The organism is Halosimplex aquaticum (genome assembly GCF_028747785.1).
In the GTDB taxonomy this organism is placed as follows: domain Archaea; phylum Halobacteriota; class Halobacteria; order Halobacteriales; family Haloarculaceae; genus Halosimplex; species Halosimplex aquaticum.
On record NZ_CP118158.1, the window covers coordinates 1,397,975 to 1,410,991 of the forward strand.

General features: G+C 69.3%; 14 protein-coding genes. 8 read left to right on the plus strand and 6 right to left on the minus strand.

Going from position 1 to position 13,017, the window contains the following annotated elements; genetic code table 11:
- Window positions 1–31: 31 nt before the first annotated feature.
- On the plus strand, window positions 32–1,180 hold the full coding sequence (cofG, locus tag PSC72_RS06945) for a 7,8-didemethyl-8-hydroxy-5-deazariboflavin synthase subunit CofG (RefSeq protein WP_274325163.1): 1,149 nt from the start codon (window positions 32–34) through the stop codon (window positions 1,178–1,180).
- A 19-nt stretch (window positions 1,181–1,199) separates the two neighbouring features.
- Here cofG and PSC72_RS06950 read toward each other — a convergent pair whose 3' ends face one another.
- On the minus strand, window positions 1,200–2,072 hold the full coding sequence (locus tag PSC72_RS06950) for a beta clamp domain-containing protein (RefSeq protein WP_274325164.1): 873 nt from the start codon (window positions 2,070–2,072) through the stop codon (window positions 1,200–1,202).
- A 286-nt stretch (window positions 2,073–2,358) separates the two neighbouring features.
- On the opposite strand from PSC72_RS06950, the gene PSC72_RS06955 reads away from it, so the two are divergent.
- Complete coding sequence (locus tag PSC72_RS06955) at window positions 2,359–2,919, plus strand: hypothetical protein (RefSeq protein ID WP_274325165.1); 561 nt, start codon at window positions 2,359–2,361, stop codon at window positions 2,917–2,919.
- 16 nt (window positions 2,920–2,935) lie between these two features.
- On the opposite strand, the gene PSC72_RS06960 is transcribed toward PSC72_RS06955, so the two are convergent.
- The 4 genes from PSC72_RS06960 to PSC72_RS06975 all read right to left on the minus strand — a co-directional run bounded on the left by PSC72_RS06960 (window position 2,936) and on the right by PSC72_RS06975 (window position 7,270).
- A complete protein-coding gene (locus tag PSC72_RS06960) occupies window positions 2,936–3,592 on the minus strand; it encodes a helix-turn-helix domain-containing protein (protein ID WP_274325166.1) in 657 nt (218 codons plus the stop codon).
- A gap of 206 nt (window positions 3,593–3,798) precedes the next feature.
- Window positions 3,799–4,569 (minus strand): MFS transporter, encoded by a 771-nt coding sequence (locus PSC72_RS06965; RefSeq protein ID WP_274325167.1) that lies wholly within the window; start codon window positions 4,567–4,569, stop codon window positions 3,799–3,801.
- 190 nt (window positions 4,570–4,759) lie between these two features.
- Window positions 4,760–6,163: a 7,8-didemethyl-8-hydroxy-5-deazariboflavin synthase subunit CofH gene (gene cofH / locus PSC72_RS06970; RefSeq protein WP_274325168.1), complete on the minus strand. Its 1,404-nt coding sequence runs from the start codon at window positions 6,161–6,163 to the stop codon at window positions 4,760–4,762.
- 72 nt (window positions 6,164–6,235) lie between these two features.
- Window positions 6,236–7,270, minus strand: a complete 1,035-nt coding sequence (locus PSC72_RS06975; RefSeq protein WP_274325169.1) for a sodium:calcium antiporter — start codon at window positions 7,268–7,270, stop codon at window positions 6,236–6,238.
- Between the two features lie 238 nt (window positions 7,271–7,508).
- Here PSC72_RS06975 and PSC72_RS06980 point away from each other — a divergent pair, with 238 nt between their 5' ends.
- Together PSC72_RS06980 and PSC72_RS06985 are read left to right on the plus strand one after the other, a co-directional pair.
- Complete coding sequence (locus tag PSC72_RS06980) at window positions 7,509–8,561, plus strand: phosphoribosylaminoimidazolesuccinocarboxamide synthase (RefSeq protein WP_274325170.1); 1,053 nt, start codon at window positions 7,509–7,511, stop codon at window positions 8,559–8,561.
- A gap of 19 nt (window positions 8,562–8,580) precedes the next feature.
- Complete coding sequence (locus PSC72_RS06985) at window positions 8,581–8,967, plus strand: CHY zinc finger protein (RefSeq protein WP_274325171.1); 387 nt, start codon at window positions 8,581–8,583, stop codon at window positions 8,965–8,967.
- A 189-nt stretch (window positions 8,968–9,156) separates the two neighbouring features.
- Here PSC72_RS06985 and PSC72_RS06990 read toward each other — a convergent pair whose 3' ends face one another.
- Entirely contained in the window at window positions 9,157–10,155 is a 999-nt protein-coding gene (locus PSC72_RS06990) for a formyltetrahydrofolate deformylase (RefSeq protein ID WP_382261381.1), read from the minus strand.
- A 205-nt stretch (window positions 10,156–10,360) separates the two neighbouring features.
- Between PSC72_RS06990 and PSC72_RS06995 the strand changes: the two genes are divergently transcribed.
- Genes PSC72_RS06995 through purQ form a run of 4 tightly spaced genes read left to right on the plus strand, consistent with a single transcriptional unit; the run spans window position 10,361 to window position 12,927 of the window.
- Complete coding sequence (locus tag PSC72_RS06995; protein WP_274325173.1) at window positions 10,361–11,293, plus strand: GAF domain-containing protein; 933 nt, start codon at window positions 10,361–10,363, stop codon at window positions 11,291–11,293.
- The gene (locus PSC72_RS07000; protein WP_274325174.1) at window positions 11,290–11,952 is read left to right on the plus strand and encodes a DUF7504 family protein; all 663 of its coding nucleotides are present in this window, start codon (window positions 11,290–11,292) and stop codon (window positions 11,950–11,952) included. Before PSC72_RS06995 ends, PSC72_RS07000 begins: the two co-directional genes overlap by 4 nt.
- Window positions 11,953–12,001: 49 nt before the next feature.
- Window positions 12,002–12,253, plus strand: coding sequence for a phosphoribosylformylglycinamidine synthase subunit PurS (gene purS / locus PSC72_RS07005; protein WP_274325175.1), 252 nt, complete (start codon window positions 12,002–12,004; stop codon window positions 12,251–12,253).
- Complete coding sequence (gene purQ, locus PSC72_RS07010) at window positions 12,250–12,927, plus strand: phosphoribosylformylglycinamidine synthase I (protein WP_274325176.1); 678 nt, start codon at window positions 12,250–12,252, stop codon at window positions 12,925–12,927. The genes purS and purQ overlap by 4 nt, the downstream gene beginning before the upstream one ends.
- Window positions 12,928–13,017 lie beyond the last annotated feature (90 nt).

The window sequence follows — 13,017 nt, forward strand, 5'->3', positions numbered from 1 at the left end:
GCTTTGTCCGTCGAACGTGCACGGGAGAACTGTGATACCCGGCGCGGACGAGTACGACGTGGACGTCGAGCCGTCTCCCGAGGACGTCGAGCGACTGCTCGCGGCCGACCCCGACGACGTCGAACCGGCCGACGAACTGACGTTCGCCCGCAACGTGTTCGTCCCGCTGACGACCGCCTGCCGGTACACCTGCACGTACTGCACGTACTACGACCCGCCCGGCCAGGCGACGCTCATGTCGCCCGAGGAGGTCCGCGACGTGGTCCGGACGGGCGCCGACGCCGGCTGTACGGAGGCGCTTTTCACCTTCGGCGACGACCCCGACGACCGCTACACCGCAGTCCACGACCAGCTCGACGAGTGGGGCCACGACTCGATCCACACCTACCTGCGCGAGGTCTGCGAGATCACCCTCGACGAGGGACTGCTCCCCCACGCCAACCCCGGCGACCAGACGCGCGAGCAGATGGAGACGGTCGCCGACGTGAACGCGAGCATGGGCGTCATGCTCGAAACCACGGCCGAGGTACAGGCCCACGGCGGCCCGCGGGCGAAGAACCCGGGCCAGCGGCTCAACACCATCCGCACCGCGGGGCAACTCGGCGTCCCGTTCACGACGGGCATCCTCGTCGGCATCGGCGAGGACTGGGAGGACCGGGCGGAGAGCCTGTTGGCCATCCGCGAGTTACACGACCGGTACGACCACGTCCAGGAGGTCATCGTCCAGCCCGTCCGCGAGAACGAGCGCTGGACGAACGGCTCGCCGGACGTCGAGACGCTCCGGCGGACCGTCGCGATGGCCCGCTACGCGCTGCCGGAAGAAGTCTCCGTACAGGTCCCGCCCAACCTGGCGCCCGTCCGCGACGTGCTTGACTGCGGCGTCGACGACCTCGGCGGCGTCTCGCCGGTCACCGACGACCACGTCAACCCCGACTACAAGTGGCCGGCGCTCCGGGAACTCGAAGACGTCGCCGACTACGCGGGCGTCCCGCTCGGCGAGCGCCTGCCGGTCTACGAGCGGTACCTCCCCGCGCACCTCCGGAATCCGGGCGTCGAGCCCGCCTCCCCGCCGGCCGAGGCCGACCGCTGGGTCTCCGCGAAGATCGAGGAGGCCATCGCCGGCGCCGACGACGCCGGCGAGCGCTACCGGTCGGTGCTCTCGGGCGCGGCAGCCGACTGAGGGCGGTTACGTCTCGTTCTCACCGCCTGATCCGCGGCGCCAGCAGCCACCGGCCCGTCCCGTCGCCGTCCGCGATGGGATGTTCCAGCGCGAGCGGGCACCCGCCCTCGCCGCCCCCCACGAACTCGGCGCTCACCGGAACGCCATCGGGGATCGCGCCGACGATGTCCCGGAGGTAGTCCACCGAGTACAGCGACTCGACGGGGTCCGAGTCGCCGGGACCGGGATCGAGCGCTTCGAGGTCGTCCTCGCCGAACTCGAGACGGACGTCGTCGGTGTCGCCGCTGGCCGTGACCGCGAGCAGGCGATCGCTCGGGTCGACGGTGACCACCGCGTGGTCCGCGACGAGACCCGCTGCCCGGACCGCCCGACGCAGGTCCGCCGCGGCTATCACGGCGTTCGCGTCGGCCGGTCCGGCGTCGATCCACTCGACCCGCCGGACCGATTCGGCCGCGAGCGGGGCGAAGGCGTACTCGACGGCCCCCGCGTTCACGTCGAAGCGGCCGCCCTCGCCGAGCGCGAGTTCGATCCCGTCTCCGTCGGCCATCGCGACGGCGTCGCGGAGTCGGTCGAGCGCGACGCCGAAGGTCTCGCCGTCCGCGGCGTACCTGTCGAAGGCCTCGCCGTCGAGTCGCATCTCGACCATCGCCACGTCTGCGGGGTCGCGCGCCCTGAAGACGAGGCCGTCGTCGAAGGCCATCCGGCACTCGCTCGCGACGGCCATCGCGCCGTCCAGCGCGGTGGCCAGGGCCTCGGCGTCGAGGCGGACGTCGAGCGCTCGCCCGCTCGCCGCTCCGGCCGGCCCGTCGGTCGAGTCGCTCGGTCGTCCGTCGTTCGGTTCGTCGGTCGATTCGTCCGTGTCGTCGCGGTCCTGTCGCTGTCGAGGGGTCATGCGTGCGGTCGTGGTCGCTGCGTGCCGGGGGAGAAGCGTTATCCGGCGCGTCGGCGAACCGACGACCGGGCGGCGCTTCGCTGCCCCGCGTTGTGCGCGGCCGGCGACACCTGCCAGGGAGTCCGGTCGCGCAGTCGATACCTCCCGAGCGACTGCGCTCGCCGCCCGGAACCGTGTCTCGTCGTTCCCGGAGAACCCGGTTAAGCGTTACTCTGTTTCGACCGATCGTACTCCGATACCGGGTATAATAGCTTATATATGGCCTCCGTATAATCCGAAATAGAGTATGGATCGGGCCGAGCGACCGCGGGGAGTTCTCTCGCCCGCGGACCGGGCGTACCTGCGAGGCGAGACGACCTTCGAGAGCGACCAGAGCGAGCGCAACGCCCGGGCGCGAATCCGCGACCGGGTGCTGGCCGGGCTGTACGACGCGGACCTGCTCGCGGACGCGCTCTCCGAGCGGGACCGCGAACTCGTCTTCGAGAAGCACGTCGGCGACGATTCCGAGGGCGTGCGCGCGCTCATCGCCGTGCTCGCCTTCCTCTATCGCGGCGCCGAGGACGCCGGCCTCGACTTCGGCACGCTCCTCGAAGAGGGCGTCAGCCGGGCGGAGGCAGACCGCAACGTCGCCGCCTCCGTCGAGTTCGACGTCCACCGCGAACCGCTGGACGCCGACCGCCTCACCCGCAAGCTCCGGCGGACCGGATCGCTGACCCTCTCCGAACTCGCCTACCTCCGCGAGGCCGACGACGTGAGTCTCGATAGGCTGCTCGACCGCTACGCGACCGACGTGGAGGCCGAAAAGGCCGACGACGACTGGGTGCAGGCGAAGATGACCAGTTTTTAGCGACGTGGGCGTCCCCTCACTCTCCGGCGACGAACCCCGAGAAGACGCGGGATTCGATCTTCCGGAGGTGCTCGCCGACGGTCGCCGGCGATACGTCGAGTTCGGCGGCCAGGTCGGCGTGGGTGGCCCGGCGCGGGTCGTCGTAGTAGCCCGCTCGCACCGCGGTCTCCAGCACTTCTCGCTGGCGAGCGGTCAGCCGGTCGAACAACTGCCGGACCCCGGGATCGTACTCCCCGGTCTCGACCACTTCGACGCTCACCTCCTCAGGGAGGTCGTCGAACGCGCCCGCGAACGCCGAGGCGTCGCCGACGAGCGTGACGATCGTCGCTCCGTCCGGCCCGGCCTCGATCGGCATCTCGACGATGAGTTCGGAGCTGCGTCGGTACCGAAGGAGTCGGCGCGTCAGGTCGTCCAGCTCGAAGTGCGTGTACACGAACCCCCGGTCGGATCCCGTCGTCGTGTACTCGATGACGTACGGCGACTCGGCGAGAATCGCGCTGTACCGGTCGATCCCCTCGCGGATCTCCGACAGCGAAACGCCCGTCTCTCCGTCGATCAGTTCGAGCTGGTGGATCGGCCCGGTGGTGATCGCTGGCTCGTCGGCCACGGCCGCGCCCAGCGGATGGAACGCGTCGCCTTCTGCGGGGGTCGCCCGGACCGTCACGTAGCGCATACCGACGCTACGAGTACGTCCCTGAAAACCCTGGCGTATAAACCCACCCCGCATAACAGGCAACAGAGATACGCGGATAGAACCCGAATCGACGGGTGCTGGACGGGCACGGTCTGAACGGACCCGGGCGCTCGTCCCACGTCCGCCCTGAATCACTGCCCCCTTCCCCGGATCCGTTCGCCCCTCGCTGGCGCTCCCGCTGTCGGCTAGTCGGTCGTCTCTCGCTCCCGCTGGTGCCCCTGCTGATGCTCCCGTTCCCCGTCGCTCTGGCGTTCGTGTTCCGCGCGGACCGCCTCCCGCTCCCCGTCGGACGACCCCTTCTCGGCCGTCGACCATTCACCGTCCCCTCTTTCGCCGCTCTCCAGTTCCAGCGTGAGGGGGCGCGCGATGCGGGCCGCGAGTCTACCGAGTCGCCCGCCGTCGTCCGCGTCGGTCACCCGGATCGAACTGCCCTCTCGACTCACCGCGTCACGTGATTCGAGCCGTTCGATGGCGGCGTCGACGGCTTCGTCGTCGGCCTCCAGCGCCTCGTACAGTTCCCGCCTCGTGTGCGCACGCTCCGCGACCGCTTCGTGGACCTGCCGGGCGACGTAGTCGTGGTAGACCTCGCGGCCGGTCGGCTCTTGCTCGGTCGCGCCCACGTGGCGGACCGTCTGGACGGCGTCGGCGACGAACCAGACGCCGACGAGGACGAACACGGCCGGGAGCCACAGGCTCCCGTCGTCGAACAGCGCCATCGCCGTCCCGCCGACGAGCGCGTAGAGTCCGAGCCCGACGTTCCTGACGGACTGCCGGACGTCGTAGACGTCGGTGGCGAGTTCCGTCAGCCCGAAGACGGCCATCGAGACGAGCGTCGTCGCGAACTGCGCGGGGGACGGATCGAGGAGGTACCAGAGGAGCGCCAGCACGCCGGCCCACTGGAGGGCGGCCCAGAATTCCAGACGCTCCCGGAGGGCTTCGCGGAGGGTCTCGGCCATCGCTGACGTGTTCGCGTGACGAACGGATAGAAGCGTCGCCTGGGGTGCCCACTCCGTTCGCGCCTCGCGGCTCACGGCGCTTCGCGCCGTTCGCTCGTTCCGTGGCCTCGCCCCGCTCGGCCACGCGGCTCGCGGGTCGCTCTCGCTCCCCGCTCGCGTTCCGAGGCGCTCACTCCGTTCGCGCCTCGCTTCAGTCGTCGGCGCTGGTCGGGTCGCTCGCCGCCTCGCCGAGCCAGTCGGGGTCGACCAGCGGCGTCCCGTCGGCTTTCGGACCCAGTTCGGGGCCGTGGGGGCCGTCGTCGGGGTCGATGCGCCGGCGCTGGCGGTAGTCCGTCGAGCGCTCGACGGGGACGCGCCCGATGGCGTCGATCATCTCGACGTACTCGTCGAACGAGCGGACCTCGCCGAACTCGCCGCCCGCGCGCTTGGTGATCTCCTCTGAGAGGATGGTGCCCATGAAGTCGTCCGCGCCGCAGGAGAGCATCTTCAACCCCTGCTCGTCGCCGTATTTCACCCACGACGACTGGACGTGGTCGACGTTGTCGAGGAACAGTCGGGAGACGGCGATCAGCAGTTCGTCCTCGTGGGTCGTCGCGCCGGCCTGGACCATCCCCTCCTCGTGGAGCGGCGTGTTCTGGTGGACGAACGACAGCGGGACGAACTCGGTGATCGCGCCCGTCCGCTCCTGTAACTCCCGGATGCGTTCGAGGTGCATGACGCGGTGCATCTCGTTGTCGACGTGGCCGTACATGATCGTCGAGGTCACGTCGAGGCCGACGTTCGCGGCGGCCTCCATCGCTTCGAGCCACTCGTCGGTCCCGATCTTGCCCGGACAGATCACGTCGCGAACCTCGTCGACGAGCGTCTCGGCGGCCGTCCCCGGCACCGAGTCCAGCCCGGCCTCCTTCAGCCGGCCGTAGACCTCCTCGTAGGACCAGTCGGTGCCGCGCCGGCCGTGGTAGGCCTCCTCCGGCGTCATCGAGTGGACGTGGACGCCGTCGACGCTCATCGCTTCGATCTGCTCGCAGTAGGTACCAGGATCGACCTCGTACTCCTCGGGCGGGCGGTAGTTCAGGTCGCCCCGGTCGCTCGATTCGAGGATCTCGCGGTGTTCCTCGTCGAGCGCGAACGCCGGGTGGAGGCCGGAGACCGAGGTGACCTCGTAGATGCCGCGCTCGACGGCCTTGCGGACGATCTCGCGGGACTCGTGGGGGCGCTTGGTGAACCCGCCGTGGCTCTCGTCGTTGGCCGAGCGGAACTGCTCGGAGCGGTCCTTGAAGTTACAGAACAGGCAGCCGGTGTTGCAGGCGGTCGTGACGTTGTTGTTGAGGTTGGCGACGAAGGTAACCTCCTCGCCCACGACCTCCTCGCGGCGGCGGTCGGCGGCTTCGAGGACGAGTTCCTTGCGCCCGACGTCGATGCCCTCGCGGTCGGTCCCGGTCGTCAGCAGTTCGACGCCGTCGGCGACCGTCAGTCGCTCGCCGGCGCGGGCCTTCGCCAGCGCGTTCTCGAACGACTGGTCGGTCTCGGGGACGTGGTCGAACCCGAACTCCCCCCGGGGCACGTTGGCCCGCGGGTTCGCGGCGTCTGTCATGGTGGCTCACACAGCGTCCACCGTGATAAACGGCCGGGAACCGGCCGAAGCGCCCGCCGTCTGCGACGGCGGTCAGCCGCCGAGGTCGGGCAGGATCGAGACGACCGACGTGACCGTGTCGAGAACGACCCAGGCGACGAAGAGGAGGTACGCGGCGAGTAGCGCGGCCGACTCTGCCGTCGAGAGCGCCAGATCCGTCCGGAGGACGGTGAACAACAGGATCGTCGCGAGCGTGAGGACGGCGAACATCGGGATGGCGAGCGCGAAGTTGAACGTCCACGCGCCGACGATGAGGACGCCCACCGGGATAGCGACGAGCAGGTCGAACGTGTTCGAACCGAGGACGTTCGCCAGCGAGGCGACGCCGCGGTCGTCGCGCGCGGCCCGCACGCTCACCAGCGCGTCCGGCAGGCTCGTCGCGGCGGCGGCGACGGTGACGCCCATGATGAACTCGTCGATGCCGAAGGCGAGGCCGATGGTTTCGACCGCGCCGACGAGTTCGTGGACGGCGACGAGGATGACGAACAGCCCGGCCAGCAGGTATCCCCACTGGCGACGCGGGTCGACGCCCTCGCCCGTCTCGGGGTCGGCCACGTGGTCCGCAGTGTCCTGCGCCTGGATGAACAGATACAGGCCGTAGAGGGCGAGCGGGATCACCGCCAGCGACCGGTTCATCTCGCCGGCGATGTGGTCGGCGCTCGCGTCGGGGTAGTAGATCACGGCCATCGCGAAGGTGATCACGAGGACGGAGACGGCGAGCATGTAGAACTGAGCCTCCTTGTAGACGAGCGTCCGGTTGGCCTCGATGTCGTCCTCGGTGGAGATGCCCGCGATCGCGGGGATGACGAGGACGTTGAAGATCGCAGAGCCGACGATGGCGCCCGCACCGATCCCCAGCGACCCCGTGACCACCGCCGAGAAGACGACCGTCGCCAGTTCGGGGAAACTCGACCCGACGGCGGCGACGACCGACCCCTGGACGACCTGCGGGAGCCCGTAGTACCCCGACAGCTCCTCGCTCGCGGACTCCAGCCAGGAACTGCCCAGCCAGACCGCGCCCGTCGTTACCACGATGATGCCGACTGCGAGCCCGATGGATTCGACCATCGGGCGCACCTCCACGGGCGAGGGCTGTATGTGTTTGGGGACGTGGAGCGCCCGAATCGAGCGCGCACAGCAGCAGGTGTGACGCCGATCCGGAGGCGGCCAGTCGAGGGGTCCTCGGCACGGGGGTGACCGCCAGGCGATCGAACCCCGTTGCCACTCGCGACAGTCGGATGGCTTCTGGAACGCCGGCCATCGCGAGTGAGAAACGTCTTTGACACGGGGGAGCGAGTCTCCGCCAATGACCTCTGTGAAGGAGTTCCGGGTGGAGCGGGCCGCCACGGCCGACGAACTCGGCCGCGGCGCGTTCGCCTTCACCGACGACTACTCGGTGTTCGACTGGGGAAAGATGCCCGACGAGATCCCGGATAAAGGCGCTTCGCTCTGTACGATGGGCGCGTTCAACTTCGAACTGCTCGAACGCGAGGGCGTCCCCACCCACTACGAGGGCGTCTCGACCCCCGACACCGACGGCCCGGTCCCCCTCGACGAAGCGCTCGATTCGGGCGCGGCGCCCCGCGAGATGGTCATCGAACTCACGCAGGTCCCCGACCTGCCCTTCGAGGGCGACGATACCGACGATCCCAGCGGCTACGACTACGAGACATACCACGAGCAGGCCGGCGAGAACTTCCTCGTCCCGCTGGAGATCGTCTTCCGCAACCGCGTCGGCGTCGGCTCCTCGCTCCGCACGCGCACCGACCCCGCCGACCACGGCCTCGACTTCGAGGAGTGGCCCGACGAGGCCGTCGAACTCGACGACCCCATCGTCGAGTTCTCGACGAAGTACGAGGAGCAGGACCGCTACCTCTCCTCCGAGGAGGCCGACCGGATCGCCGGCGTCGCCGGCGTCGACGACCTCGCGGCCGTCGCGACCGAGGTGAACCGGCTCGTCACCGAGCGCGCCGACGAGGCCGGGCTCACCCACCAGGACGGGAAGATCGAGTGTCTCTACTACGAGGGCGAGATCCGCGTCGCCGACGTCGTCGGGACGTTCGACGAGAACCGCTTCTCCTACGACGGCCAGCAGGTCTCCAAGGAGGTCATCCGCCAGTACCACAAGCGGACCCAGCCCGAGTGGGTCGAGGCAGTCTCCGCCGCCAAGCGCGAGGCCGACGAGCGCGGCGTCGCCGACTGGAAGTCGCTGTGCGACCGCGAGCCCGAACCGCTCGACGACCGCGTTATTCGCGCCGCACGCGACCTCTACTGCGCCGGTACCAACGCCTACGTCGGCCGCGACGCCTTCGACGCACCCGCGCTCGATGCCGCCGTCGACGCGGTTCGCGATCTCTGACTGTCTGCTCTCCCGACCGATGACGGACAGACCGGACGTCGACCGACGAACGACCGCACCGCCCGAGACGGACGATCGGTTTTCCGTCCCCCTTCGCGGCGTCGAGGTCGACCCCGAGACGCGCTGTGCGCACTACGATTCGACCGTCGACGTGGTCGCGCTCCGGTTCCCCTGCTGCGACTGTTACTATCCCTGTTTCCGCTGCCACGACGCGGTGACCGACCACGACCCCGAGCGCGTGCCGCGCGACGCGTTCGACGAGCCGACGGTGCTATGCGGCGCCTGCGGTAAGACACTCTCCGTCCGCGCGTATCTCGACTGCGACGACGCCTGTCCGGACTGCGACGCGGCGTTCAATCCGGGCTGTCGCCGCCATCGCGACCGGTATTTCGCCGTCGAGGACTGAGGCTTCCGAACCTTCAAATGCGAGAGCGGGCCACTCCGCGGCGTGACCTGAACGCCGTCGCAGAGCGCTCAGCGGGAGTGCGACACTCCGCTCTGCGTGTCGCCCGTGTCGCCTGCTCGCCAGAAATCGTCGTCAGGGCGGAGTCTCCGGAAAAACCTCCGTCGACGGCGGTAGCGGTCCGCTCGCCGGTCAGTCGTCCGCTTCGGCTTCCGCTTCCGTCTCGTTCTCCTCGTCGTCGTCCTGGTCGGCGACGTACTCGCCGAGCCCGTCGATGGGGCGGTCGGGGTTGGCCTGTTCGAGGTCTTTCGGGGCGCCGAGCTGTGCGTCGGTCCCCTCGGAGTCTCGGAGCTTCGTCCGGCCGCGGTGGACCGTCACCTCGTCGTTGAGGTGCAGGTCGATGGCCTCCAGCAGCGCCTCGGCTTCCAGCGGCTGGCCGATCTGCTGGAGTTCCTCCTCGGTCGCGTCGTCCGGGACGTTGAACGCCCGCTGGGTGATGATCGGCCCCTGATCGAGGTCGGTCGTCACGTAGTGGGCGGTGACGCCCGCGATGCGGACGCCCTCTTCGATCGCCTGCATGTACGCCGACGCGCCCGGGAAGGCCGGTAGCAGCGACGGGTGGACGTTGATGATGCGGTCCTCGTAGCGGAACACCACGTCGGGGCTGAGGATCCGCATGTAGCGCGCCAGCACGACGAGGTCGGTGTCGTACTCGTCCAGCAGGTCGAGCAGTTCGCCCTCGTCGGGCGTGCCCTTCTCGTCGCCGATGTCGTGGAACGGCACGTCGTACTTCTCGGCGAGCGGTTCCAGGTCGGAGTGGTTCCCGATGACCACTTCCACGTCTGCGCCCAGGTTCCCGCTCGCCCAGGCCTCGAAGATCGCCTCCAGGCAGTGGGACTCCTTCGTGACGAGGACCGCGATCTGCTGGGTCTCGCGGTCGTCGGGGAACCGCACCTGCACGTCGACGCCGAGTTCGTCGCCGAGCTCGTGGAGGTTCTCCCGCAGCGTCTCTTCTTTGACGATCATCTCCGAGGTGTCGACCCGCATCGTCATGCGGAAGACGCCCTCGCGGACCGCCTGGTCGAGGTCCTCGATGTTGATGTTGCGCTCGAAGAGCGTCGAGGTGATCTCGGCGATGAGCCCCGTGTCGTCGTCGCCGACGACGACGATCTCGGTCAGTTCGCGGGTCATCGCGACCACCTCGGCCGGGCTCGTACCGGCGAGCGCGTGCGTGAGCGGACAGTCATCGGGTATCGCTGACGGGCGTCGGCATCTAAAGGTTTCCCGTCGCCCGTCGCGGACTCGCACGGTCTATCACGGCGACGCGACTATCACAGATGGATCGCGCACGCGGAGAGTTATGGGGGTGGAGTAACTACGGACCGCAGAGACGTCTATGCGCGAACTGACTGTGTTGTCCGTCGACGCCGACGAGCGCGAACGCGACGCGACACGTGACGCGCTCGCCGCCGGTAGCGACGTCGTCGATGCCGCCTCGGTCGCCGAGGCGAGCGACGCGCTCGACGCGGGCTCCGTCGACTGCGTCGTCACCGACTACGACCTCCCCGACGGGACGGGGCTCGACGTCGCCGCACGCGTCCGGGAGACGACGCCCGACACGCCGGTCATCCTGTTCACCGACGCGTCGCCCGCCCGGATCGACACCGCCCGGCGCGGCGACGTCGTCGTCGAGTACCTGCCGCGGGACATGCCGGACGCGCGCGAGTCCCTCGCGCGACTCGTCGGCAACGTCGTCAGCGAGCGCACCCAGGTCGGCTACCCGCTGCCGACCGCGGAAGACGAACGCCTCGCGGCGCTCGAACAGTACGATCGTCCCGGACTGGAGGCCGCCGAGGCGTTCGACCGACTGACGACGCTCGCGCGCCGGCACTTCGGCGTGAACGTGGCCTTCGTCGGCCTGGTGGACGCCCACGAGGAACGCTTTCTCGCCTGTGCCGGCGCCGACTGGGAGACGCTCTCCCGCGAGAACTCGATGTGCACGCACACGATCCTCCGGGACGACCTGATGGTCGTCGAGGACACGCACGCCGACGACCGCTTCGCCGACAACGACCGCCTCGACGAACTGGACATCAGGGCGTACGCCGGCGTCCCACTGGAGACGCCGCGCGGCGCGACGATCGGCGCGTTCTGTCTGACTCACGACGAGCCGCGGCAGTTCTCCGAAGACGAACTCGCGACGCTGCGGCTGTTCGCCGCGGAAGCGATGGACCAGCTCGAACTGCGACGGCGACTGAACGAGACTGCGACTGCCGAACGGGGAGAGACGGTCGAAGGGAACGCAGACGGCGGCGGTGACGGCCCGTGAACATCGAGCAGCCGACTTACTCGTTCGATGGCCTCCCCTTGGAGGCGGTCGACGCCGGGACGAACATCCTCGTGACCGGGCCGGCCCTCGGCGGTATTCGCGAACTCACACTGCGGATGTTGCTTCGTCGACACTCTCGCGAGGGGGCGCTGTTCCTGGCCGCCGACGTGGACGGACGCCAGACGCTGACCGACTACGAGGCACTTGGCGGTGACCTCGACTTCGCCAGGGTCGGGGTCGTCGACTGCACGGAGGAGAGCGTCGACAACGCGGAGTGCAACGTCCACGCCGTCGGGAGCCCCGGCGACCTGACCGGCGCCGGCATCGAGTTCTCCGCGCTGTACGAGCGGATCCACGCCAACGGGGCCGGACACGTCCGGACCGGCGTCTACACGCTCTCGCCGTTCCTCGTCTGCGCGCCCGCGAAGTCGGTCTTCCGTTTCGTCCACACGCTCACCGGCCGCATCCGGACTGCCGACGGGCTCGGCGTCTGCGCCATCGACCCCGGGGCCGTCGACGACCAGACGCTCACCTCGATCGCCCAGGCGTTCGACGGGCAGGTCGAGCTCCGCGAGGTCGACGGCGAGCGAGCCGTCCGCGTCCGCGGACTGGCAGACCAGCCGGACGGCTGGCAGCCCGTCGCGTTCGAGACCGCCTGACCGACACGAGTCACAAGCGTTTTGGCCGCCGGTGACCGCTCTCCACCCAATGACGGCCTACACCGCGACGGTCGAGGTCCGGCTCAAACACGGCGTCCTCGACCCCGAGGCGGAGACGACCGAACGTGCGCTCGAACGGCTCGGCTTCGAACTGGACGACCTGCGAGCCGCCGACGTCTTCGAGGTCGACCTCGACGCCGAAAGCGCCGACGACGCCCGCGAACGCGCCGGCGAGATGGCGGACCGACTGCTCGCCAACCCGACCATCCACGACTACGACGTCGCCGTCGAGGAGCGATGACCGTCGCCGTCATCCAGTTCGGCGGGAGCAACTGCGACCGCGACACCGTCCAGGCGCTCGCCCATCTGGGCATCGACGCCGAACTCGTCTGGCACGAGGACGGCCTCCCGGAGGACACCACCGGCGTCGTCCTCCCCGGCGGCTTCTCCTACGGCGACTACCTCCGCGCCGGCGCGATGGCCGCCCGCTCGCCCATCATGGACGAGGTCCGCGAGGCAGCCGACGCAGGGACGCCCGTCCTCGGCATCTGTAACGGCGCCCAGATCGGCTGCGAGTCGTCGCTCACGCCCGGCGCGTTCACGACCAACGAGAGCGCCCGCTTCCAGTGCGAGCGCGTCCACCTCCGCGTCGAGAACGCCGACACCCCCTGGACCGACCACTTCGAGGAGGGCGAAGTCGTCGAGTTCCCCATCGCCCACGGCGAGGGCCGCTACGAGATCGACGACGAGCGCCTGGAGGAACTCGAAGCCGACGACCGCGTCCTCTTCCGCTACTGCGACGAGGACGGCGAGGTCTCCCCCGAGGCCAACCCCAACGGCTCGAAACACAGCATCGCCGGCGTCACCGGCGAGCACGAGTCCGTCGCCGTCCTGATGCCCCATCCCGAGCGCGTCTCTCTCCCCGACATCGGACGCACCGACGGCCAGGGCGTCCTCCGCGCGTTCGCCGAATAAATATCTTCCCTTCGTAGTTTCGCCTCTTTGATTCGATGCGTGGCGCGCGCTGTCGAGCGTGTCGAACGACAGTGAGACCGCGAGACGGAA

Excerpts from the sequence above, each read along its gene's own strand:
- PSC72_RS06985 (WP_274325171.1), top strand. The coding sequence starts at position 8,581 with ATGACGGACAGACCGGACGTCGACCGACGAACGACCGCACCGCCCGAG.
- PSC72_RS06995 (WP_274325173.1), top strand. The coding sequence starts at position 10,361 with ATGCGCGAACTGACTGTGTTGTCCGTCGACGCCGACGAGCGCGAACGC.
- purQ (WP_274325176.1), top strand. The coding sequence starts at position 12,250 with ATGACCGTCGCCGTCATCCAGTTCGGCGGGAGCAACTGCGACCGCGAC.
- PSC72_RS06965 (WP_274325167.1), bottom strand. The coding sequence starts at position 4,569 with ATGGCCGAGACCCTCCGCGAAGCCCTCCGGGAGCGTCTGGAATTCTGG.
- PSC72_RS06990 (WP_382261381.1), bottom strand. The coding sequence starts at position 10,155 with ATGACCCGCGAACTGACCGAGATCGTCGTCGTCGGCGACGACGACACG.
- PSC72_RS06950 (WP_274325164.1), bottom strand. The coding sequence starts at position 2,072 with ATGACCCCTCGACAGCGACAGGACCGCGACGACACGGACGAATCGACC.
- PSC72_RS06980 (WP_274325170.1), top strand. The coding sequence starts at position 7,509 with ATGACCTCTGTGAAGGAGTTCCGGGTGGAGCGGGCCGCCACGGCCGAC.
- cofH (WP_274325168.1), bottom strand. The coding sequence starts at position 6,163 with ATGACAGACGCCGCGAACCCGCGGGCCAACGTGCCCCGGGGGGAGTTC.
- PSC72_RS06975 (WP_274325169.1), bottom strand. The coding sequence starts at position 7,270 with ATGGTCGAATCCATCGGGCTCGCAGTCGGCATCATCGTGGTAACGACG.
- PSC72_RS06955 (WP_274325165.1), top strand. The coding sequence starts at position 2,359 with ATGGATCGGGCCGAGCGACCGCGGGGAGTTCTCTCGCCCGCGGACCGG.
- PSC72_RS06960 (WP_274325166.1), bottom strand. The coding sequence starts at position 3,592 with ATGCGCTACGTGACGGTCCGGGCGACCCCCGCAGAAGGCGACGCGTTC.
- purS (WP_274325175.1), top strand. The coding sequence starts at position 12,002 with ATGACGGCCTACACCGCGACGGTCGAGGTCCGGCTCAAACACGGCGTC.